This is a genomic window from Nocardiopsis sp. NPDC006139, from assembly GCF_040614155.1.
Taxonomy (GTDB): domain Bacteria; phylum Actinomycetota; class Actinomycetes; order Streptosporangiales; family Streptosporangiaceae; genus Nocardiopsis; species Nocardiopsis changdeensis.
This window is the reverse complement of the sequence record NZ_JBEXTT010000009.1, coordinates 128,146-148,743: the sequence shown is the minus strand read 5'-3', so window position 1 is coordinate 148,743 and position 20,598 is coordinate 128,146. Positions and strand designations below refer to the sequence as shown.

21 protein-coding genes are annotated in these 20,598 nt (G+C 74.6%); 9 read left to right on the top strand and 12 right to left on the bottom strand.

Going from position 1 to position 20,598, the window contains the following annotated elements; translation table 11 throughout:
• Window positions 1–5 precede the first annotated feature (5 nt).
• The 3 genes from ABZ249_RS14485 to ABZ249_RS14475 form a co-directional block, all read right to left on the bottom strand.
• Window positions 6–914: a DJ-1/PfpI family protein gene (locus ABZ249_RS14485; RefSeq protein ID WP_355262184.1), complete on the bottom strand. Its 909-nt coding sequence runs from the start codon at window positions 912–914 to the stop codon at window positions 6–8.
• A 7-nt stretch (window positions 915–921) separates the two neighbouring features.
• Window positions 922–1,509 (bottom strand): isochorismatase family protein, encoded by a 588-nt coding sequence (locus tag ABZ249_RS14480; RefSeq protein ID WP_355262181.1) that lies wholly within the window; start codon window positions 1,507–1,509, stop codon window positions 922–924.
• Between the two features lie 69 nt (window positions 1,510–1,578).
• Entirely contained in the window at window positions 1,579–2,064 is a 486-nt protein-coding gene (locus ABZ249_RS14475; RefSeq protein WP_355262178.1) for a GNAT family N-acetyltransferase, read from the bottom strand.
• Between the two features lie 162 nt (window positions 2,065–2,226).
• Between ABZ249_RS14475 and ABZ249_RS14470 the strand changes: the two genes are divergently transcribed.
• Window positions 2,227–2,451: a helix-turn-helix domain-containing protein gene (locus ABZ249_RS14470; RefSeq protein WP_220559445.1), complete on the top strand. Its 225-nt coding sequence runs from the start codon at window positions 2,227–2,229 to the stop codon at window positions 2,449–2,451.
• Between the two features lie 15 nt (window positions 2,452–2,466).
• Here the strand turns inward: ABZ249_RS14470 and ABZ249_RS14465 are convergent, their stop codons facing one another.
• The 3 genes from ABZ249_RS14465 to ABZ249_RS14455 all read right to left on the bottom strand — a co-directional run bounded on the left by ABZ249_RS14465 (window position 2,467) and on the right by ABZ249_RS14455 (window position 5,344).
• Window positions 2,467–3,315 (bottom strand): TIGR03619 family F420-dependent LLM class oxidoreductase, encoded by an 849-nt coding sequence (locus ABZ249_RS14465; RefSeq protein ID WP_355262173.1) that lies wholly within the window; start codon window positions 3,313–3,315, stop codon window positions 2,467–2,469.
• Window positions 3,316–3,372: 57 nt separating this feature from the next.
• Window positions 3,373–4,371, bottom strand: coding sequence for an endonuclease/exonuclease/phosphatase family protein (locus tag ABZ249_RS14460; RefSeq protein ID WP_355262170.1), 999 nt, complete (start codon window positions 4,369–4,371; stop codon window positions 3,373–3,375).
• A gap of 82 nt (window positions 4,372–4,453) precedes the next feature.
• Complete coding sequence (locus tag ABZ249_RS14455; RefSeq protein ID WP_355262447.1) at window positions 4,454–5,344, bottom strand: LysR family transcriptional regulator; 891 nt, start codon at window positions 5,342–5,344, stop codon at window positions 4,454–4,456.
• Between the two features lie 190 nt (window positions 5,345–5,534).
• Here ABZ249_RS14455 and ABZ249_RS14450 point away from each other — a divergent pair, with 190 nt between their 5' ends.
• The 4 genes from ABZ249_RS14450 (at window position 5,535) to ABZ249_RS14435 (ending at window position 10,528) form a co-directional block, all read left to right on the top strand.
• Window positions 5,535–6,545, top strand: a complete 1,011-nt coding sequence (locus ABZ249_RS14450; protein ID WP_355262167.1) for an NADP-dependent oxidoreductase — start codon at window positions 5,535–5,537, stop codon at window positions 6,543–6,545.
• 241 nt (window positions 6,546–6,786) lie between these two features.
• On the top strand, window positions 6,787–7,611 hold the full coding sequence (locus tag ABZ249_RS14445) for an aldo/keto reductase (protein WP_355262164.1): 825 nt from the start codon (window positions 6,787–6,789) through the stop codon (window positions 7,609–7,611).
• 305 nt (window positions 7,612–7,916) lie between these two features.
• Window positions 7,917–8,801, top strand: a complete 885-nt coding sequence (locus ABZ249_RS14440; RefSeq protein WP_355262161.1) for an alpha/beta hydrolase — start codon at window positions 7,917–7,919, stop codon at window positions 8,799–8,801.
• A gap of 128 nt (window positions 8,802–8,929) precedes the next feature.
• Entirely contained in the window at window positions 8,930–10,528 is a 1,599-nt protein-coding gene (locus tag ABZ249_RS14435) for a BCCT family transporter (protein WP_355262158.1), read from the top strand.
• Between the two features lie 24 nt (window positions 10,529–10,552).
• On the opposite strand, the gene ABZ249_RS14430 is transcribed toward ABZ249_RS14435, so the two are convergent.
• Entirely contained in the window at window positions 10,553–11,377 is an 825-nt protein-coding gene (locus ABZ249_RS14430; protein ID WP_355262155.1) for an aminoglycoside 3'-phosphotransferase, read from the bottom strand.
• A gap of 384 nt (window positions 11,378–11,761) precedes the next feature.
• Window positions 11,762–12,412 carry a TetR/AcrR family transcriptional regulator gene (locus ABZ249_RS14425; protein WP_355262152.1) on the bottom strand — a complete coding sequence of 217 codons (651 nt, stop codon included), beginning with the start codon at window positions 12,410–12,412 and terminating at the stop codon, window positions 11,762–11,764.
• Window positions 12,413–12,506: 94 nt separating this feature from the next.
• Here ABZ249_RS14425 and ABZ249_RS14420 point away from each other — a divergent pair, with 94 nt between their 5' ends.
• A complete protein-coding gene (locus ABZ249_RS14420; RefSeq protein WP_355262149.1) occupies window positions 12,507–13,712 on the top strand; it encodes a DUF418 domain-containing protein in 1,206 nt (401 codons plus the stop codon).
• 83 nt (window positions 13,713–13,795) lie between these two features.
• Entirely contained in the window at window positions 13,796–14,548 is a 753-nt protein-coding gene (locus tag ABZ249_RS14415; RefSeq protein ID WP_355262146.1) for a nucleotidyltransferase domain-containing protein, read from the top strand.
• 94 nt (window positions 14,549–14,642) lie between these two features.
• Here ABZ249_RS14415 and ABZ249_RS14410 read toward each other — a convergent pair whose 3' ends face one another.
• Window positions 14,643–15,605 (bottom strand): GNAT family N-acetyltransferase, encoded by a 963-nt coding sequence (locus ABZ249_RS14410; RefSeq protein WP_355262143.1) that lies wholly within the window; start codon window positions 15,603–15,605, stop codon window positions 14,643–14,645.
• Between the two features lie 194 nt (window positions 15,606–15,799).
• Entirely contained in the window at window positions 15,800–17,008 is a 1,209-nt protein-coding gene (locus tag ABZ249_RS14405) for a benzoate/H(+) symporter BenE family transporter (RefSeq protein ID WP_220559458.1), read from the bottom strand.
• Window positions 17,009–17,133: 125 nt separating this feature from the next.
• Between ABZ249_RS14405 and ABZ249_RS14400 the strand changes: the two genes are divergently transcribed.
• Entirely contained in the window at window positions 17,134–17,898 is a 765-nt protein-coding gene (locus ABZ249_RS14400; RefSeq protein WP_355262140.1) for a methyltransferase domain-containing protein, read from the top strand.
• Here ABZ249_RS14400 and ABZ249_RS14395 read toward each other — a convergent pair.
• Window positions 17,867–18,331: a hypothetical protein gene (locus ABZ249_RS14395; protein WP_355262137.1), complete on the bottom strand. Its 465-nt coding sequence runs from the start codon at window positions 18,329–18,331 to the stop codon at window positions 17,867–17,869. The genes ABZ249_RS14400 and ABZ249_RS14395 overlap by 32 nt on opposite strands.
• 13 nt (window positions 18,332–18,344) lie before the next feature.
• Window positions 18,345–18,710 carry an antibiotic biosynthesis monooxygenase gene (locus tag ABZ249_RS14390; RefSeq protein WP_355262134.1) on the bottom strand — a complete coding sequence of 122 codons (366 nt, stop codon included), beginning with the start codon at window positions 18,708–18,710 and terminating at the stop codon, window positions 18,345–18,347.
• 125 nt (window positions 18,711–18,835) lie between these two features.
• On the opposite strand from ABZ249_RS14390, the gene ABZ249_RS14385 reads away from it, so the two are divergent.
• A complete protein-coding gene (locus ABZ249_RS14385; protein WP_355262131.1) occupies window positions 18,836–20,473 on the top strand; it encodes a hypothetical protein in 1,638 nt (545 codons plus the stop codon).
• Window positions 20,474–20,598: the final 125 nt, after the last annotated feature.

Sequence of the window (20,598 nt, the reverse complement as noted above, 5' to 3'; positions counted from 1 at the left end):
GCGGGTCAGGAGGGGCGCGAGCGCAGGCGGCGCAGCATCCGGGCGTCGCCGAACCCGACGGCGCGCGCCGCGGCCTCCACGGTCTCGCCCGCGCCGATCAGGTGCTCGGCGTGCTCCAGGCGCAGCCCCTGCTGGTAGCGCAGCGGCGTGAGCCCGGTCGCGGCCGTGAACAGCCGGGTCAGCGTCCGCTCGCTCACCCGCGCCGTCGTCGCCAGCTCCGCCAGCGGCAGCGGTTCGCGGAACCGGGCGTCGATGACGTCCTGCACCCGGTGCACCGCGTCCACCAGGTGCCCCCGGTGCCTCAGCATCACCCCTGCCTGCGGTTCGTCCCCGTTGCGGCGGGCGTAGACCACCATCTCCCGGGCGACCGCCGCGGCCGCCGACGGCCCGTGCCGCACGGTGACCAGGTGCAGGGCCAGGTCGATGCCGCTGGCGATGCCCGCCGAGGTGAGCACGCCGCCGTCGGGCACGTACAGCACGTCGGGCACCACCCGGGCGCGCGGGAACCGGCGGGCCAGCAGGTCCTGGAGGCCGTGGTGGGTGGTGCAGCGCCGCCCGTCCAGCAGCCCGGCCTCACCCAGGGCGAAGGCGCCCGAGCACACGCTCGCCACCGTCCCGCCCGCGGCGCGGTGGGCGGACAGCGCGCCGGCCTGCCCGTCGGTCAGCACCCGGTGCGGGACCCGGCCGCCCGCCCGCCACCCCGGGACCACCACCAGGCCGTCGGGGGAGGGCGGCGGGACGTCGGTGCCCACCCGCAGGGCCGGGCCCTGCGCGGTGGCCACCTCCTCGTGCGCCGCGCTGTAGCGCACCTCGTACCCCAGGCCCAGGTCGGCCGCGGTGGAGAACACCTGCGCCGGACCGGCCAGGTCCAACAGGTGCACGCCGGGGACGAGGAGAAAGCTGACGAGGGTCACGATCCGGTCAGTCTACGCCGGTCACCTCGGCGACCGTGGCGATCCGCGCGAACCTTCCCGACAGCGCGTACACGGTGCGGGTGACGACGTCCCCGGTGTCCAGCGTCGCCGGGTCGGCGAGGACCTCCGCCAGCGGCCGCCCCGGCCGCGACCCGGGGGCCGGGATCGGCTCGGTGGCGGTGGCGTCCACCACGAAGGTGACGCCGTACCCCAGGTCGGAGGCGGCCCGGGCGGTGGTCTCGCAGCACTGCTCGGTGCGGATGCCGCAGACCGCCACCTCCGTCACCCCCCGATCGTCGAGGATGCCCTGGAGGCCGGTGCCGCCGAACGCGCTGTGCACGGTCTTGTACAGCACCGGCTCGCCCTCCCGGGGGTCGAGCCCGTCCATGGGCTCGACGAACCCGAGCGCGGGGTCGAAGGGGGTGCCGGTCCCCGGCTCGGTGTGCAGGACCCACACCACCAGGTCGCCGCGCCCCCGGGCGTGCGCCACGAGCCGGGCGGCGTCGTCGGCGACGTCGGGGTTGGAGGAGGCCCGCCAGGTCTCCCGCTGTAGGAAGGACTTCTGGGCGTCGACCACAAGGAGTGCTCTCGTCATGGGCCGATCCTCCCGCGCCGCCACCGCGTCCGGACAGGCACGATCGGGGCCGCCACCGGAACGATCCGGTCAGCCGAGGGGCTTCTTGAACCCCAGGTGCGAGGGCGCGTAGCCGAGGCGCTCGTAGAACCGGTGGGCGTCCTCGCGGGCCCGGTCCGAGGTGAGCTGCACCAGTGCCGCGCCCCGGCCGCGGGCCACCCGCTCCACCCACTCCATGAACGCGGTCCCCAGGCCGGTGCCGCGTTCGCCGCCGTGCACCCGGACCGCCTCCACCTGGACCCGCAGCGCGCCCCGCCGGGACAGCCCGGGGACGAACGTCAGCTGGAGGGTGCCCACCACCCGGTCGCCCCGGCGCAGCACCGCCAGGAACTGGTTCGGGTCGGCGTCGATGTCCTCGAACGCCCGCCGGTACACCTCCGGGTCGTCCAAAGCCTCCCGGGAGGCGCCCAGCCGGTCGTCGGCGAGCAGCCGGACGATCGCCGGGACGTCCTCGAACCGGGCGCGGTCCACGGACACCCCCGGCACCAGCTCCTCCGTCGCGATGTCGCGTCCCATATGCACTCCTTCGTCCGGTTCATCGAAGCGTCCCCACCCTGTCACAGGCCCGATGCCGGCCCCGGGCCCGGACCCCGGCGGACGGGCCGCGCCCGGCCGGGCGGCCGGAAGCGGCGCGGCCCGCACGGTGCGGTCGCCGCGGGCCTCGTTTACAGTCGATCCATGGACGCCGAGCGGTTGGCCGACCTGGCCCGTGCCACCGAGAACACCGATCCGCTGGTCGGGCTGGACGCCACCGTGCGCATGCGCCAGGAGATGGAACGGCTCGAAGCGGTCCTGGTGCGCCGGGCCCGCAACCAGGGGGCCACCTGGGAGCGGATCGCCGACGCCCTGGGGGTGTCCAAGCAGGCGGTCCACAAGAAGTACCGGGGCGGCCTCTTCGGCTGACGGCGGCCGGGCCCGTCAGGCCGGCCGCAGGACCGCCGCGGCGAACCTCTCCATCCGTTCGCCGAACCCCTCCCAGTCCCCGAACCACACCGCCACGGCGTCCGCGCCCTCCCGCTCCAGAGCCCGGTACAGGTCCACGGCCCCGTCGAACCCGGCTTCCCCGCCGTCCCACGCGATCCGGGTCTGCGCCCGCACCGGGCGTTCGGTGAGCTCCCGTAGGCGGTCGCGGCGGCGCGCGAACCCGGCGGCGTCCAGGCCCACCCCCTGCCAGGCGTCGCCCAGGGCCGCGGCCCGCGCCAGGGCGGGCTCGGAGGCGCCGCCCACCGTCACCGGCAGGGGCGACGCCGGGCGGGGCTCGAACACCCCCCGGTCGTAGGAGTGGAACCGGCCCCGGAAGGGGCCCGAGCCCTCGAACAGGTGCCGCAGCAGCCGCAGCGTCTCGTCGGTGCGGGCGCCGCGCGTGGCGAAGTCCGCGCCCACCGCGGCGAACTCCTCCCGGGACCAGCCGACCCCCACCCCCAGCACGAACCGCCCGCCGGACAGGGCGTGCAGCGTCGCCGCCTGCTTGGCCAGGGTGAACGGGTCGCGCATCGCCGCCACCAGCACCGACGTGCCCAGCCGCACCCGCTCGGTGCGGGCGGCCAGGTGGGCCAGCGTCACCAGGGGCTCGTACACGCCGCCGAAGGTGGTCCCGTAGGGGGCGGGCGGGAGCAGGTGGTCCGGCAGCCAGAGGGCGTCCGCACCCAGCTCCTCGGCCCGCCGCGCGAGGTCGGCGAGGACCCGCGGCGGCATGTCCGGGGACTCGTCGGGCAGCACCACCTGGAAGCGGGTCGCGGATGTCGTGCCGGGGGCCTGTTCGCTCATGCGCCGACCGTAGACCGTGCCACCGGTGTGAAGGTCAATCCCGGCCGCGGCGTGCCGTCAGCGGCCGCCGGGAAGGGTCACGGTGACGACCACGGCCCGGTGGTCGCTGCCGGTCACCTCCACCACCTCCAGGTCGGCCACCCCCATGCCCGGGTCCACCAGCACGTGGTCGATGGTCACCGGGGGCAGCGTCCGCCCCAGGACCGGCCAGGTCGGGCGGGTGCCCTCGCCCAGCTCGGCCGCCGCGTCCAGGTAGCCCGAGTCCAGGACCTCGCGCAGGGCCGCGTGGTCCAGGGTGGCGTTGAAGTCCCCGGCCAGGATCCGCCGCACGCCCTCCGGCGGGGGAGCGGTCAGCGCCGCCAGCTCCGTCTCCCAGGCCGCGACGTACTCCGCGTTCAGCGGGGGAGGCGTGTGCACCGACACCACCTCCACCGCCCCGCCGTATCGCGCGCCCGGGACCTCCATGGCGGCGACGGGCATGGCGAACCCGTCCGGCCCGTTCAGCGCGCCCGTGTCGGTGAGCGGCAGCGCCGCGTGCACGGTGCTCCCCTCCACCCCGGCCCCGGAGTGGTCGACGGTGTACGGCAGCAGGTCGTCGAGCCCGGCGGCGGACAGGTCGGCCAGCACCTCCGGGGTGACCTCCTGGAGGGCCAGCACGTCCACCCCGTGCTCGCGGACCAGGCCGACGATCCCGTCGATCCGGGCCCCGCCGCCCAGGACGTTGAAGGTCGCCACCCGCAGTTCGGGCCCGCCCATGTCGGTCACCGCGAAGAACACGGCCGCGCGCGGCACGACCGCCGCCACGAGCACCGCGGCCGCCACGGACAGGACCGCCAGGGACACCCACCGGCGCAGCACCCTCGCCAGGGCGACGGCCAGGACGGCGGCCCCCGCGGCGTAGGGCGTGTAGGCCATGAGCGGCACCAGCGGGAACCCGCATTCCAGGCCCAGCCCGCGCATCAGCGCGAAGGCCGCGAACCCCGCCGCCACCAGACCGACCAGCACGGTCACGGGCCGCGACCCGCGCCGCACGCCCACCGGTGTCCGTTCCGCCATGCGTCCTCCTCCGCTCCGCCGTTGCCGGGGGGTGGGATCCCCGTACAGGGGGGACGGTTGCGACCGGATGCGAACGCGGGGCTCACCAGGAGCGCCCCGCCGCGGACAGCAGCGACAGCACCCCCTCCAGACAGGAGTTCTCCGGTATCCCCGGCCGCCGCACCAGGAACGCCGTGTTGATCGGCGGGTCCTCCGGCTCCAGCAGCGTCACCAGCCGCCCCGCGTCCAGCTCCCCCTGGCACAGGTAGCGCGGCAGCACGCTGACCCCGGCGCCGCCCGCCACCGTGGCCATCACCGCCCGCAGGTCCGGCACGACCACCGCCGCCTTGCAGGTGAGCCGCACTCCGAACACGTGCCGCCAGTACCGGCGCAGGATCGGCAGGCTCTCGTCGTAGGCCACCAGGGGGACCTCGCACAGGGCCGGCGCCCCCTGCCGGGCGATCCGTTCCGGGCCGATGCGATCCGCCCACAGCGGCGCCCCCACCAGCACGAACTCCTCGTCCGCCAAGGGCTCGGCCACCAGCGAGCGCCCGCGCGGCCGTACCGTGGACACCACCAGGTCGTGCCGTCCCGCTCGCAGCTCCTCCAGCAGGTCGTCGGAGAGGCCGTGGCGCACCCGCAGCCGCAGCCCCTCCGACTCCACCAGCGGGGCCAGGGCGGGCAGCACCAGCACCTGGAGCGCCTCCGCCGGCCCGGCCAGCCGCAGCGGCCGGTGCGGGACCGCCGGACCGCCCCCGGCCACCAGCTCCAGCGCGTCCAGGGGCTCGGCGACCCGCGCCGCCAGTTCGTTGGCCTCCGCGGTCGGCGCGACACCCCGCGGCAGCCGCTCGAACAGGGAGTGCCCCAGCCGGCGCTCCAGGGCCCGTATCTGAGTGGTCACGGTCGGCTGTGACAGGCGCAACGCCTGCGCGGCCGCGGTGAAGGACCCCGACCGGTGCACGGCCAGGAACGTCCGCAGCTGCTGGAGATCCAGCGGGGCGGGACCGGTCTCGACGCGGGCGTCCCCGAGGACCGCCGCGGATCCATTGGAATACCTATGGCTCACTTCGGCGATTTTATTGGTCGATCAATACGTGGAGGTACTAGCGTCGGCCACCGGGCCCACCGCCCATCGCGCGGGGCCCGTACCCGTTCCCGCGGCAGTCCGTTCGAGAGGTGCCACCGTGTCCGTCACCAGCAGGGAAGTCCACCTGGTCGCCCGCCCGGTCGGGGAGCCCGTCCCCGGCGACTTCGCGCTCGTCGAGACCACCCTGCCCGACCCCGGCCCCGGGCAGGTCCTGATCCGCAACGAGTGGATCTCCGTCGACCCGTACATGCGCGGCCGGATGAACGACACCAAGTCCTACGTCGCCCCCTACCGCCTCGGCGAGGCCATGGAGGGCGGCGCGGTCGGCACGGTCATCGCCTCCGGGGACGACTCGGTCCCGGTCGGCACCACCGTGCTGCACTCGCTGGGCTGGCGCGACCACGCGCTGGCGCCCGCCGGGGCGGTCCGGGCCGTGGACGCAGGGGCCGCGCCCGCCCAGGCCTACCTCAACGCGCTGGGCATGATCGGCTTCACCGCCTACGTCGGCCTCACCGAGATCGCCCCCGTCCGCGAGGGGGACGTGGTGTTCGTCTCCGGCGCCGCCGGGGCGGTCGGCTCCCTCGCCGGGCAGATCGCCCGCCGCCTGGGCGCCGCCAAGGTCATCGGCTCGGCCGGGGGCCCGGAGAAGAAGCGCCGCCTGGTCGAGGAGTTCGGCTACGACGCCGCCATCGACTACCGCGAGGGCCGGCTGGAGGAGCAGCTCGCCGAGGCCGCCCCCGACGGGATCGACGTCTACTTCGACAACGTCGGCGGCGACCACCTGCGGGCGGCCATCGCCGCCGCGCGCGACCACGCCCGCTTCGCCCTGTGCGGGGCGATCTCCCAGTACAACGCCACCGAGCCGGTGCCCGGGCCGGACAACCTGTTCCTCGCCGTGGGCAAGCGGCTCACCCTGCGCGGCTTCATCGTCGGCGACCACGCCCGCCTCATGGGCGAGTACGCCCGCCGCGCCGCCGGGTGGCTGGCCGACGGCGACCTTCGCGCGGAGGAGACCGTGGTGGACGGCATCGAGAACGCCGTCACCGCCTTCCTGGACATGATGCGCGGCGCCAACACCGGCAAGATGCTGGTCCGGCTGGCCCCTTAGGGCGTGTTCGGGGGATCATTCCGGGGCGCGGCCGCCGGGCCGCCTCTCGCCGCGCCGCCCGTGCTCGGACGGCCTACCCGGGCCCACCTCGCCAGGCGGCTTGTGAGGGATCGCCCGACGACCGCTCCCGGCACCCGGCGCAAGCGCCGGGCCGCACGAAAGCGTCCACCGAACACGCCCTACTCTGCTCCCGCCCCCCGCGCCACACCTTCCTCATCCTCGTGACCCCGGAAAGGGATCCATGCAGTACGTCACCCTCAACAACGGCCTCCGCATGCCGCAGCTCGGCTTCGGTGTCTGGCAGGTCCCCGACGACCAGGCCCAGGCCTCCGTCGAGACCGCCCTGGAAGTCGGCTACCGCAGCATCGACACCGCCCGCATCTACGACAACGAAGCGGGCACCGGCCGGGCCCTGGCCGCCTCCGGGCTGCCCCGCGAGGAGCTGTTCGTCACCACCAAGCTGTGGAACGACGACCAGGGCGCTGACAAGGCCCTCAAGGCGTTCGACGCCAGCCTGGAGCGGCTGGGGCTGGACTACATCGACCTGTACCTGATCCACTGGCCGGTCCCGGCCCAGGACGCCTACGTCGACACCTGGAAGGTGCTGGAGCGCATCGCCGCCGAGGGCCGCGCCAAGGCGGTCGGCGTGTCCAACTTCACCGAGAAGACCCTGGCCCGCCTGCTGGAGAACACCGACCTGGTGCCCGCGGTCAACCAGATCGAGCTGCACCCGTACTTCTCGCAGGAGGCCATGCGCGGGCTCAACGCCTCCCACGGCATCCTCACCGAGGCCTGGAGCCCGCTCGGCCAGGGCAAGGGCCTGCTGGAGGAGCCCGTGCTGGCGGAGATCGGGGCGAAGCACGGCAAGACCGCCGCCCAGGTCGTGCTGCGCTGGCACCTGCAGACCGGCAACATCGTGATCCCCAAGTCGGTGACCCCGTCCCGCATCGCGGAGAACTTCGACGTGTTCGATTTCGCACTGGAGGGCGACGACCTGGACAGGATCGGCGCCCTGGACCGCGACGGCCGCATCGGGCCGGACCCGGACGGGTTCAACGTCGTCTGACCCCGGCGTGCGGAGGGCGCTCCCGGCGGGCGGGGGCGCCCTCCGGCGTTCCCCGCGGCGGTGGCCGGTGCCGGTCACCCCCGGGCCGCGCCCTCCCCGCCACCGCCCGTTCTTCGGGGAGGAAAGGGTCGAAAGCGCTCGGGAACGGACACATTCCGCGCATCGGAGAAGATCGCGGAACGCCTTCCCGCGGCCGCTCCCGCCCCCGAGGTGGCACGGGGCCGACGGGAGGCGTACAGTCCTCTCTTGGCGCGCCGGGCAGCAGACCGGCGAACAGCACTCTCCCTACGCGAAATCCCAGATCCATGACCGTCGTTCCTTCGCGCACCGCGCGTGTCTACCGCTCCGAGAGCGCCGAGCGTTCGGTACACGCCTGGTGCCACAAAGCCCTCAGCCGCTGGCCCGAACTCGGCCCCCTGCCCCCCGTGGACACCCGCATGGGCAGCACCCAGGCGTTCCGGTCCACCGGCGGCCCCGGCACCCCGGTCCTGATCCTGTCCGGCACCAACTTCAACGCCGCCACCACGGTGCCCGCGGCCCGCGCCCTGTCCGCGGACCGCCCCGTGTACCTGGTGGACCTGCCCGGGCAGCCCGGCCTCAGCTGCGGCGAGCGCGTCGGCAAACCGGGGATCGAGGCGTACGGGGCCTGGTTCGACGAGCTCCTGCCGCAGATCACCGACCGGCCGGTCCTCGTGCTCGGCCACTCCCGGGGCGCCGCCATCGCGCTGGCCTCCACTCCGTCGCCGCTGGTCGCCGGGCTGCTGCTGCTCAACCCGGCCGGGCTGACCGCACCCGGGATGACCTCCGAGTCGATGCGGGCCACCCTGCCGTGGATGCTCCGCCCCACCGAGCAGAACAGCGGCCGCCTCGTCGAGTTCCTCAGCGGGCCGCAGACGCCCTGCGAGGAGCACCGCGAGGAGGCCGAGTGGCTCACCCTGCTCGCGCGCAGCTGCCGCACCGGGTCCACGCCCAGCCCGCTGTACGCGGAGCAGATCCGCGCCTGGTCCGACACGCCCGTCGCGGTCGCGACCGGGTCGCACGACCCGTTCTTCTCGCCGGCGCGCCTGCACGGGCCCGCCCGGCGCTTCCTGGACGCCGAGGTCCACACCATCGAGGGCGCCGGCCACCTGTCCCTGTACGAGAACCCCGAGCAGGTCTGCGGGCTGCTGCGCTCGCTCGACGGCGCCTGACGGCCCCGCGCCGACCGCGGGCGGTCCCCGGGAACGACCCCGGAACCGTCCGCGGCCGTGTCCCGGCCCGCATCGGAGGGCCGGAGCGGCAAGACTCTCCGTGAGGAAACCATCACGGGGAGGCGTATATGCTCGACAGGGCGGCGAAAGCCCTCGGTCTCAGGACCGATCCGGTCATCTTCTTCGGCGCGGTCGCGGCGACGGTCCTATTCGTGGTGTGCGCCATCGCCTTCACCGACACGGTGGACGCGGCCTTCGGCGCCGTGTCCGACTGGATCCTCACCCACCTGGGATGGTTCTACATCCTGGGGGTGACCACCTTCCTGGGCTTCCTCGTCTGGATCGCCCTGAGCAGGTACGGCCGCGTCCGGCTCGGCGGCGACGACAGCCGGCCCGACTACAGCGACCCCGTCTGGTTCTGCATGCTCTTCGCCGCCGGTATCGGCAGCATCCTCATGTTCTGGGGAGTGGCGGAGCCCATCAGCCACTTCGCCGCGCCGCCGCTGCGCGACGTGGAACCGGAGTCGGTGCAGGCGGCGAGCGAGGCCATGGGGTTCACCCTCTACCACTTCGGCCTGCACACCTGGACGATCTTCTGCCTTCCGGGGCTCGCCTTCGCCTACTTCGCGTACCGCAAGGGGCTGCCGTTCCGGGTGAGCTCGATCCTGTACCCGTTCCTGGGAAGGCGCACCTTCGGGCCCCTCGGACGCTTCATCGACGCCTTCGCCGTCCTGGGCACGCTCTTCGGGGTCGCCGTCACCATCGGCCTGGGCACCATGCAGATCAACAGCGGGCTGCACACGCTCTTCGGGGTCCCGGAGAACAGGGCCGTCCAGCTCGTCCTGATCGCCTCCGTGACGACCCTCGCGGTGATCTCCGTGGCCACCGGCCTGGACGTCGGCATCAAGTGGCTGTCCACCGCGAACATCGTGATGGCCGTGGGGCTGCTCGTCTTCGTCTTCCTCGCCGGGGCCAGCCTGTACCTCGTCAAGGGGGTCATCGAGACCACCGGCGTGTACCTGTCGTGGCTGGTCCCGCTCTCCTTCTGGAACGACACCTTCGGCGACACGGGGTGGCAGGGGACGTGGACGGTCTTCTACTGGGCGTGGACGATCACCTGGTCGCCGTTCGTGGGGATCTTCGTCGCCCGCATCTCCCGGGGCCGGACCATCCGGGAGTTCGTCCTGGGGGTCCTGGCCGTGCCCACCGCCTTCAGCATCATCTGGTTCGGAGTCTTCGGCCTGTCCGCGTTCGACATCGAGATGAACCAGGGCGGGGAGCTGGTCCGCAACGTCGTGGTGGAGGAGGACATCCCCGGCGCGCTGTTCGCCTTCCTCGCCCACTACCCCCTGCCGACCCTCGTCTCCGCGGTGAGCATCCTCATCGTGGTCGTCTTCTTCACCACCTCCTCGGACTCCGCCTCGCTCGTGGTCGACATGCTGTGCGCGGGCGGGCCCGGGTCGCCCGTCCGCCAGCGGGTGTTCTGGGGTATCACGGAGGGGGTGGTGGCCGCCACCGTGCTCACCGCGAGCGGGGTGGGCGGGCTGGAGGCCCTGCAGCAGACGATCATCGTCTTCGGGCTGCCGTTCTTCGTCCTCACGTTCTTCATGATGGTCGGCCTGGTGCGCAGCCTGCGCCGGGAGCCGGAGAGCGCCTTCCGCAGGCGCCCGCCGCGCGGCGGGGAGCCCGGGGAGGAGAAGAAGGAGGCCGGAACGGACGGGCCCTAGCCGCACGGGCGGGACGCCGCCGGCTCACTCCGGCCAGAAGAAGTCGTCCAGGACCCGGTACAGCTCCAGCAGCCCCGGGTCGACCAGGTCGCGGCCGTAGGCGTCCAGGAAGGCCTCCGCGTCGCGCGGCCCGAACGACGGGTTGAGGTCGCTCAGCATGCTGCCCGTCATGTCCGCCAGGTCCAGGTGGCGGTCGCCCACGCCCACCCGGCCCAGGTCGATGAGGGACCACCCGCCCTCCCCGTCCACCAGGACGTTGGGCAGGCAGTAGTCGCCGTGCAGCAGGACCGGCCCGGACACCGGGATCCGCTCCAGGCGGTCGGCCAGCCCGGCCAGCACCGCCGCCGCCCCCGACGTGCGCCGCCCGCCGCTCCCGGGGACCCGCGGGGTGTGGCCCTGTGCCCGCCAGCCGCGGTCCACGGCGCCCGACGCCACCCGCTCGCGCGCCTGCTCCAGCAGCACGTCCGGGCCCATCGGGAGCGGTAGCCCCGCCACCGGGACGGCGTGCAGGTCGCGCAGAGCCCGGGCCAGCAGGGCGATCAGCTCCGCGCGGTCGTGCCCCGGCTCGTGGGCGCCCCGGCCGGGGAGGTGCTCCATGGTCAGCCAGTACGAGCCCCGCCACCGCCCGGAGTCCAGCAGCCGGGGGACCGGCAGTCGCGTGCCGGCCAGCAGGCGCAGCCGCCGCTCGGTGCCGACCAGCTCGGCCACCAGGTCACGGCGGCCCGCGTCCGCCGACTTGAACACCGCCGTCGGCCGCCCCGCGACGTACAAACGGGCGACCCGGGCCCCGGACAGGCCCACGTCGATCTCCTCGACCCGGTCGGCGGCGACACCCGGCGGCAGTGACATGCCCGGCAGCCTAGCCGGGCGCCCGGCGCCGCCCCACCGGTTTTCCCGCCCGCCGGCCCCGCCTCGCGGCGTCTTACCGCGAATGCGGTCCGCGGGTGTCCGCTCCGCCCGGTGCGGCCCCGGTGGGGGCGGCCCGGCCGGGTGGCCGATGCCGCGTTGTGGCGGGCCGCCGTTGACTCCACGTCCGACCCGGCCGAGCGGCCTGTGGCATTCCCGCCGGTTCTCCTCGACCGCCGGGTCCGTGCAGCGGTGTCCGCTGTGGCCGCCGTCCGCGGGAGCCGCTCCGCGCGGCGCGGTTCCCGACGGGGGTGACATTGCTCGGGTGCCCCGGCCGGGCGGCCGGTGGCGATTCCGCCGGTTCTCCGCTTTCGCCGGGCGGTGCGGCTAGGGTGTGCGGCCCGGGCGGGGGTCCGCGCCGACGGCGGGCAGGATCACCTCGTCGACGACCCGGGCGAGGTGGTCGCGGTCGGGCGCCCGGCCGTGGTCGATCGAGTACTTGAGGACCATCGCCTCCCCGATGTCGGTGGTCACGTCGGTGACCCGGGCCGGGTCGATCCGGCCCTGCTCGGCGTAGTGCATCAGGACGGTGCGGGTGAACCGCCCGCCCCGGGGGCCGAACACCTCGTGGTCGAACCGCTCGTGCAGCACCGGGTCGCGCAGGGACTCGGCGATCACCGCGAACATCGCCTGCCCCAGGGGGGACGAGCTCAGCTCGGTCAGCATCGCCAGCGAGTCGATGAGGTCCCCGCGCAGGTCGTCGGCGCCCGGGGCGGGCCGCTCCTGCGGGAAGTGGCTGTACATCGCGTCCAGCAGGATGTCCGTGGGCAGGGACCAGCGCCGGTACAGGGAGGTCTTGGCGGTGCCCGCCCGGCGGGCGATCCCCTCCATGGACAGCCCGCCCACGCCGTTGTCCGCCGCCTCCAGGATCGCGGCCTCGTGGATGGCGCCGACGAGCTGTTCGCCGCGCCTGCGTGTACGCCGCGGGGAGGACTCCCCGTCCGATGGCGCGGCCGAATCCTCGTTCCGGTTGTCCACAGGGCTTCCCAACTAAGAAACGATGCCGTATCTTAAAAGCGCGTACTGGCTACGTACCCGTATCTTAGCGTCCGACCTTCCCGGAGTGATCCCTATGCCCCCTCCTCGTACCTACGGCGTCCCGCTGACGGGACGGGCCGTGGCCCCCGACCTCGCCCGCGGCGTGATGCTGCTGATCATCGCCGTCGTGCACGCCCACATCCTGTGGCAGATGACCGCCGGGGACCACTCCGCGGGAGTGGCCGACACCGTGACGACGATGGCGCTGATGCTGTTCGCCGAGGCGCGCGGCTACCCGATGTTCGCCGCCCTGTTCGGATACGGGCTGGCCTGGATCCACCTGCGGCGGACGGCCGAAGGCCGGCCCTGGCCACGCGTGCGCTCCCTGGTGCGCAGACGCGGCCGCTGGATGCTGCTCATCGGGGTGCTGCACACCGCGCTGCTCTTCTTCGGCGACATCATCGCCGTCTACGGCCTCATCGCGCTGTGCTTCGCGGGCCTGCTGCACGTCACCGACCGGAGGCTGCTCTCCCACGCGTTCGGCTGGATGGCGGGCGGCTCCCTGATCTACGCGCTGGGCACCACCCTGCCCGAGGCCACCTCCGCCGACGCCGGCGCGTTCGGCCAGGACTACCTGGCGGACGTGGGGATGCGGCTGATGACCTGGCCGGTGATGACCCCGCTGCTGCTGTTGACCTCGGTGTTCCCGTTCGCGATCGGGGTGTGGGCCGCCAGGCGCCGGGTCATGGAGCGGCCGCAGGAGCACCTGGCGCTGCTGCGCCGGACCGCAGGGATCGGCATCCCGCTCGCCGTTCTGGGCGGGCTTCCCCAGGCGCTGGTGTCCGCCGGCCTGTGGGCGCCGCCGTCGACGGCGGTGGAGGGCCTGGGGGCGTGGCTGCACGTGCTCACGGGATACGCGGGCGGGTTCGGCTACGCGGCGCTCATCGCCCTGGTGGCGGTGCGGTTCGGCGAGCGGCAGGGGCCGGTGGTCCGCGCCCTGGTCGCCACCGGGCAGCGGTCGATGACCTGCTACCTGCTGCAGTCGGTGGCCTGGATGACGCTGTTCATGCCGTACACGCTGAACCTGGGCGCCGAGATGTCCGCCACCGCCTCGGTCCTGGTGGGCGTCGCCGTCTGGGCGACGACCGTGGTCCTGGCGGACCTGATGCGGCGCGCCGGGGTGCGGGGGCCGGCCGAGCGGTTCCTGCGGTGGCGGACCTACGGCCCGGAGCGCGAGCAGCCGACCGGCGACCTCGGGGGTCACGGCGACCGACCATCCGCACAGCCGTCGGTGCGCTGAACCGCCACCGCCTCCCGCATCCGGGGTGAAGGCCGTGTCACCCTCCCGGAGCCCGGGCTCCGGGAGGGTGGGAGCATGGCGGGATGGGACGTTCTGACGACATCTTCCTCAAGGACACGGCGTCGCGGCTGGGCGGGCTGACCGGGGTGCGGGCGGTGGCCCTGGGCGGGTCGCGTGCGCAGGGGACGCACCGGGACGACAGCGACTGGGACCTGGCGGTCTACTACCGCGGGGGGTTCGATCCGCGGGAGCTGCGGGACCTCGGCTGGCCCGGTGAGGTATCGGAGGTCGGCGGCTGGGGAGGGGGTGTGTTCAACGGCGGCGCGTGGCTGCGCATCGACGGCCGCCCGGTGGACGTGCACTACCGGGACCTGGACGTGGTGGAGCGGGAGGTCGAGCGGGCGCAGGCCGGCGACTTCGACGTGGAACCCCTGCTGTTCCACCTGGCGGGCATCCCCACCTACCTGGTGGTCGCCGAGCTCGCCCTGGGCCGGACCCTCCTGGGCGAACTGCCCCGGCCGGACTACCCGCAGGCCCTGCGCCGGAACGCGCCGCCCCGCTGGCGCGGGGTCGCCGCGGCCACCCTCGGGTACGCCGAGCACAACCACGCCCCGCAGGGGCGGGTGAGCCAGACCGCGGGCCTCATCGCGCAGGCGGCCGCCCAGACGGCGCACGCGGTGCTGGCCGGGCGCGGCGAGTGGACGACCAACGACAAGGCCCTGCTGGCCAGGGCCGGGTTGGAGGAGATCGACCTGGTCATCGCCGGGATGACCGCCGACCCCCAGGACCTGGTGGCGGCCGTCGCCGAGGCCGGACGGGTCTTCGCCACGGTGTGAGCGAAGACCACGGCACGGCGTCCGCGGCGGTGCCCCCTGGTGAGGGGCGACCGGTCGGCCGATGCCGGCCGACCGGAGGCCCCGGCGGCCGCGCCTACAGGGGCGCGTCCCACACCATGTCGACGACCCCGCTGATGGTGGCGTACCCCGCCCGGGCGAAGGCCGCGGCCATGGGGGTGTTCCCCAGGTCCGTGGCGGCCCGCGCGTACGTCTCGCCGCCCTCCTCGACCAGCACCCGGGTGCCCTCGGCCAGCAGGTCGTCGATGTACCCGTTGCCCCGGTGCTCGGGCAGCACCGCGATGTACCCGATGATCGGGTGCTTGGCGTTGCGGGCGGGCAGCACGAACCCGACCGGTTCCCCGTCGGGCCCGGTGGCGATCCGCCACCAGGACCGCGGCGTGGAGTAGCGCCCGAACTCCTGGGCGAACTCGGCCGAGACGACCTCCTGGGGGGTCATGGTCAGCAGCTCGTGCCGGTGGTGGGCGTCCAGGCTGCCCTGCAGCGCCCGCTCCATCAGCTCCCGCATCTCCTGCTCGTCCCGGATGCCCCGGAAGCGCAGCCGGCCGCCGGGGCGCGGCGCGGAGCCCCGCAGGTCCCACTGGAAGCGGAGCCGCTCCACGAGCAGGGAGCCGCCGGTCTTCTCCACGGCGGCCATCCGCTCGGCCACGGCCCGCCGCTCGTGCGGGTCGGAGCGCCAGTCGGCGGACACGAACCGCAGGAACTCGGGCGGCACCGTCCCCGGAGGGACGGTGGCGGCCACCGCCGTGCGCAGCAGGTGTTCGAGGACGGCCTCCCGGTCCAGGTCGGCGGCCTCGTCGTCGACGTCGAGGACGTCGGTCAGCAGCGGCTCGTCGCCCTGCTTCGCCGCCCAGAAGGACAGCCGGGCCACCGGGCGGTCGCCGGCCAGGGCCAGCCACATCCATTCGGCGCGGCGGCGGCCGTCGGCCAGGTCCTCGGCGAATTCGTCGTTCAACAGGTACGGGAACCGGTTGAACAGAGACAGTTCTTCGGGTCCGGTGATCGGACGGACGGTCAGGTCGGATACTGCAACAGTCAAGGCGACACCTTCGTGTGTGCGCCCGACCGCCCGGGGGCGGGCCGCGTGAGCCCTATCGGTTCCCCCGGGAGGCCACGAGCGCGATGTGCACGGTGGACATGGCCCGGCCTCCTCTCGTTCTCGGACCCCGGTTCACCGTTCGTACCGGGGCGCGTAATTTCTACCGGTCGCGTGCCGGGGCGCGCAACCGCCTTTCACGCGGCCTCCGCCTCCTCGTCGGTCCGCGCGCCCCGCCGCGCGGTGACCGCCCAGGTCACCGTTCCGGCGACCAGCCCCCAGAACGCCGAGCCGATGCCCAGGAACGTGACCCCCGACGCCGTCGCCAGGAACGTCACCAGCGCGGCCTCCCGCGACCGCTCGTCCGACAGCGCCGACGACAGCGACCCCCCGATCGTGCCGAGCAGGCCGAGCCCGGCGATGGCCGCGATCAGCGCCGGGGGCAGCGCCACCAGCAGCGCCGCGACGGTCGCCCCGAACACGCCGACGACCAGGTAGAAGACGCCCGCCCACACCCCGGCGAGGAACCGCCGCTCCCGGTCGGGGTGGGCCTGGGGGCCCGTGCAGATCGCGGCGGTGATCGCCGCCAGGTTCATGCCGAAGCAGCCGAACGGCGCCAGCACCAGGTTGGTCGCCCCGGTCCACCCGATCAGCGGCGAGACCGGCACCCGGTAGCCGTCGTTGCGCAGCACCGCCACCCCGGGCAGGTTCTGCGACGCCATCGTCACCACGAACAGCGGCACCCCCACGCTCACCAGCACCTGCCAGGAGAACTCGGGGACGACCAGCACCGGGACCGCGAGCCGGGGGACCACTCCCGACAGGTCCAGCGTTCCGCCCAGGGCCGCCACGGCGCCCCCGGCGACCAGCGCGGCGGGCACCGCGTACCGCGGCGCCCAGCGGCGGGCCGCCAGGTACACCGCGAACATCGCGGCCACCACGGCGAGGTCGCCCTCCATGCTCGTGAACAGGCCGATCCCGAACTGCAGCAGCACCCCGGCCAGCAGCCCGGCGGCCAACGGCACGGGGATGCGGTCCATGACCTTCTCGAACCAGCCGGTCACCCCGCTCAGCGTGATCAGCGCGGCCGAGAACACGAACGCGCCGACCGCCTGCGCCAGCGTCACACCGTCCAGGCCCACCGCCAGCAGTGCGGCGCCGGGCGTGGACCAGGCGGTGACCACGGGCGCCCGGTAGCGCAGGGACAGGCCCACGCAGGTGACGGCCATGCCCACACCCAGGGCGAGCATCCACGACGCGACCTGCCCGGAGTCGGCCCCGGCGGCCTCCGCGGCGGTGAACACGATGGCCGCGGAACTCGTCACCCCGACCAGCACGGCGACCAGCCCGGCGGTGACGGCGGGCAGGGGGGTGACGGAACCGGCGAACCGGAGCAGAGTCCTCATGGGGGTCCATCCTGGCGAGTCGGCTCCGACGCACCCGCGGCGGGGTGGCCCCATCACCGGATGACATGCCGCCGCCCGCGGAAAACCGGCTGGCCGCGGACGGTCCCGGATGTGAACATGCCTCCATGAGCACCTTCGACGACCTGGTGGCCGAGGCCGCCGACGCACCCGTGGCCGGGTGGGACTTCTCCTGGCTGGACGGCCGCGCCACCGAGCAGCGCCCCTCCTGGGGCTACCACCGCCTGGTGGCCGAACGCATGGCGCGGGCGAGCGCCGCCCTGGACGTGCAGACCGGGGGAGGGGAGCTCCTGGCGGGCGTCCCGCGCAGGCCGCCGCTGACGGTCGCCACCGAGGGGTGGCCGCCCAACGTCGCCCGGGCCACCCGGCTGCTGCACCCCCTGGGCGCGGTGGTGGTCGCCGCGGCCGACACCGATCCCCTGCCGTTCGGGGACGACGCCTTCGACCTGGTGGTCTCCCGCCACCCGGTGGCCGCCAACTGGCCCGAGATCGCCCGGGTGCTCGCCCCGGGCGGCACCTACCTGTCCCAGGAGGTCGGCCCGGCGAGCGTGTTCGAGGTGGTGGAGTTCTTCCTCGGCCCCCAGCCGGAGGAGGTCCGGGCGAACCGCAGCCCCGACCACGCCGGCCGCGCCGCCGAGGCGGCGGGGCTGGAGGTGGTGGACCTGCGGCTGGAGGAGCTGCACACCGAGTTCTTCGACGTCGGCGCGGTGGTCTACTTCCTGCGCAAGGTCGTGTGGATGGTCCCGGACTTCACGGTGGAGAAGTACCTCGACCGGCTGCGCGCCATGCACGACCACATCGAACGCGAGGGCTCCTTCACCGCCACCACGACCCGCTTCCTCATCGAGGCCCGGGCCCCGCGGAGCCCCTGACCGCGAGCCGTTCGCGCAGCCCCCGCCGCAACCGTGCGGAGGCCCCGCGCAGGGCTCCGAGCGCCGCGACCTCACCCGGGTCCGCCCGGGGGTTCCCGGCGAGGGCGAGCGCGGCGCCGTAGGGCCGGGCACCCGCTGTCAGGGATGCGGCGACGGCCCGCAGGACGGCGCCGAGCACCTCGCCGTCGGCCCCGGGGTGCTCGGCCAACAGGCGCAGCAGACGGTGGTCGTTCCACTCGTCCGACCGGGCGTGTGTCAGCAGCGCCAGTGTGTCCGCCGGTGTGCGCGGGTTCTCCGCGAGGGCCTGCCACACGAACGGGTGGGGCGTGGCCGCCAGGCGGCGCAGCTCGGCGGGATCACGGGAGCCGCGCGCCGCCGCCAGGTGGTCGGCGGGGGAGGTGCCCGCGCGGGGCGGGCACCCGGGGTCGGTCACGCCCCGGCCCCCGTCACCCCTCGTCCTTCGCCGAGACGCGCTGGATCACCTCGAAGCCCCACAGTTCGCTGCCGGTCGCGGCGGGACCGCCGTGCCCGTGCCCGTGCCCGTGGCCGTGCCCGGTGCGGCCCGCGTCGGCGGCGGCCTGGGCGTGCCCCTGCCGGAACTCCCGGCTCTTCAGCCAGTTCTCGAAGTCCTCCTGGGACCGCCACCGGGTGTACACCAGGTACTTGTCGGTGCCCTCCACCGGGCGCAGCAGCTGGAACTCCTCGAACCCGGGCTGGCCCTCCACCAGGCCCGCGCGGTCGGCGAACCGCTCCTCCAGCGTGGCCCCGGCACCCTCCGGGACGGTCAGGACGTTGAACTTGACGACGCTCACGCGGCACCTCCACGGTTGTCGGCGATCTGTACGCCCAACCTACGGCCATCCGCCCCCGCCCCCGCGCCGCCCCCGCCGGTGTACGTTGGCCGACGCCCCTGCACCCCGGACCACCGAGGATCTCCATGGCCTTCCACCGTCCCGGCCGCGCCGGGGACCTGCCCCCGCTGCCCGACCTGTGGGCGCGCGCCGCCCTGCTGGCGGCCCTGTCGCCGGGCACGCGGTACACCGCGGCCGAGGACGGAGTCATCCGCTTCGACGACCACGGCGGAAGCCGCTGGGAGCTGGTCCCGGTGGCGGGCGGCCGAGCCGTTCTCACGGGCACGGAACGCTCCTGCGACGAGCACCTCTACATGGGCGTGGACCCGCTGGACGGCGCCCCCGACTGGCTGCCCTGGGCCTGGCTGGCCGACAACGAGGCCGAACGCCCGCCGGGCCTCGCCTACTGGTGGGACGGCGCCGCCTGGGACCGGGCCGCCTACGACGACCGGGTGGAGGACGACGGCCTGTCCCGCCTGCTCGGGGACCTGGCCGACGACGCGGCCGTCCGGGAGAGGATCGCGGCCGGGCTCGGGCTCCCCGCGGGCCCCGCCCCGGAACCGGACGCCCTGGTCGCCGACCTGTCGTCCCGGGCCCGGACCGCCGGAATCACCGGGGAGGTGGTCGAGCGCGCCCTGGCCCTGTACGCCCGTTGCCCCGGGTACCGCGGCGGGCTCGACGCCCCGACGGCCCTGGCCACGGCCGCCCGGCTCGGACTGACCCCCGGGAGCACCCCTCCCGCCCTCCCCGCGGGTTCCGCGGCCCCGGTCCGGACACGCCTGCTGGAGGACTTCGAGGCGATGGTCTCCCTGCGGCTGGGCGACGACCTGCGCCGCTGTGCGGAGATCCCCGGCCGTCCGGCCCCCGGGCCCTCGCCCGCTCTGGACGCCCTGGTCGCCTGGACGCGCGCGAACGCGCCCGGCGGCACCGCCGTCCTCCTCCACGAGCGGATCGGCCGGAACTGGGGCTTCGCCGAAAGCGGCCCCGAGCCCCTGGCCCGGCGCTCGCCGCTCACCGAGCCCATGACCCTGCTCAACGCCCTCTACGAGGCTGAACTCCACCCCGAGCACGGCGGCTGGTGCTTCCTGCGCCTGGAGGTCGCCCCCACCGGGGTCGGCGTGCTCCGGGCGTACGACCACTGGCCCTCCTGGTTCCCCGCCGACGGCCGCGGCTGGGAACCCGCGAGTGCGCAGGCGGCGGGGAGCACGTTCTTGCGGGACCGGGAGCGGCGCGCCCCGGCCTGGCGCCACCCCCTCGACGGCCGGCGCCGGAGGCACGACCTGCCCGACGGACTGGAGACCGCCCCGGGCGGGGCCTGGCTCCCCCTGGCCCCCGGGGAGCGCGAGGCGCTGGAGGCGCAGGTCGCCGCCGCCTTCGCCGAGGGGGCCGCGGGCGCCGGCGTCCGGGGGTTCGCGGTGCTGCTGGGCGGACGCGTCGGGGTGCACGCCGTGGCCGGGGGCGCCCACCGGCTCACTGTTCCCGCCCGTGTTTCCGCGCCCCTGGCGCGACTGCGCCGCGGCATGTACGAACCCGGAACAGGCACGTGGTTCCGCGCCGATGTCACCGTGGAGCCGGACGGGACGTACTCCTTCTCCTACGACCGCGACTCCGAGCCGGGCTTCGGGCGCAGGACCCACGACGGGCACTACGTTCTGGACTTCCGCTGCTTCCCCCGCGCCTTCGAGCACATCCCCGACTGGTGGCGGCGACGGCTCGGGTCGTGAGGGGGCCGGTCACCGCCGGAGGGGCCGGCCCTCCGGCGGAGCGTACGGGTCGTGGTTCCGTCCTGTGGCGTTCTCGTGGTCGCCTGCCGCCTCGCGCCCTGCGTCGCAGCCGATTCTCCGGCGTC

Coding starts and splice junctions, on each gene's coding strand:
- ABZ249_RS14420 (WP_355262149.1), top strand. CDS start 12,507: ATGCCCCCTCCTCGTACCTACGGCGTCCCGCTGACGGGACGGGCCGTG.
- ABZ249_RS14480 (WP_355262181.1), bottom strand. CDS start 1,509: ATGACGAGAGCACTCCTTGTGGTCGACGCCCAGAAGTCCTTCCTACAG.
- ABZ249_RS14400 (WP_355262140.1), top strand. CDS start 17,134: ATGAGCACCTTCGACGACCTGGTGGCCGAGGCCGCCGACGCACCCGTG.
- ABZ249_RS14430 (WP_355262155.1), bottom strand. CDS start 11,377: ATGTCACTGCCGCCGGGTGTCGCCGCCGACCGGGTCGAGGAGATCGAC.
- ABZ249_RS14415 (WP_355262146.1), top strand. CDS start 13,796: ATGGGACGTTCTGACGACATCTTCCTCAAGGACACGGCGTCGCGGCTG.
- ABZ249_RS14475 (WP_355262178.1), bottom strand. CDS start 2,064: ATGGGACGCGACATCGCGACGGAGGAGCTGGTGCCGGGGGTGTCCGTG.
- ABZ249_RS14405 (WP_220559458.1), bottom strand. CDS start 17,008: ATGAGGACTCTGCTCCGGTTCGCCGGTTCCGTCACCCCCCTGCCCGCC.
- ABZ249_RS14460 (WP_355262170.1), bottom strand. CDS start 4,371: ATGGCGGAACGGACACCGGTGGGCGTGCGGCGCGGGTCGCGGCCCGTG.
- ABZ249_RS14470 (WP_220559445.1), top strand. CDS start 2,227: ATGGACGCCGAGCGGTTGGCCGACCTGGCCCGTGCCACCGAGAACACC.
- ABZ249_RS14465 (WP_355262173.1), bottom strand. CDS start 3,315: ATGAGCGAACAGGCCCCCGGCACGACATCCGCGACCCGCTTCCAGGTG.
- ABZ249_RS14445 (WP_355262164.1), top strand. CDS start 6,787: ATGCAGTACGTCACCCTCAACAACGGCCTCCGCATGCCGCAGCTCGGC.
- ABZ249_RS14440 (WP_355262161.1), top strand. CDS start 7,917: ATGACCGTCGTTCCTTCGCGCACCGCGCGTGTCTACCGCTCCGAGAGC.
- ABZ249_RS14385 (WP_355262131.1), top strand. CDS start 18,836: ATGGCCTTCCACCGTCCCGGCCGCGCCGGGGACCTGCCCCCGCTGCCC.
- ABZ249_RS14435 (WP_355262158.1), top strand. CDS start 8,930: ATGCTCGACAGGGCGGCGAAAGCCCTCGGTCTCAGGACCGATCCGGTC.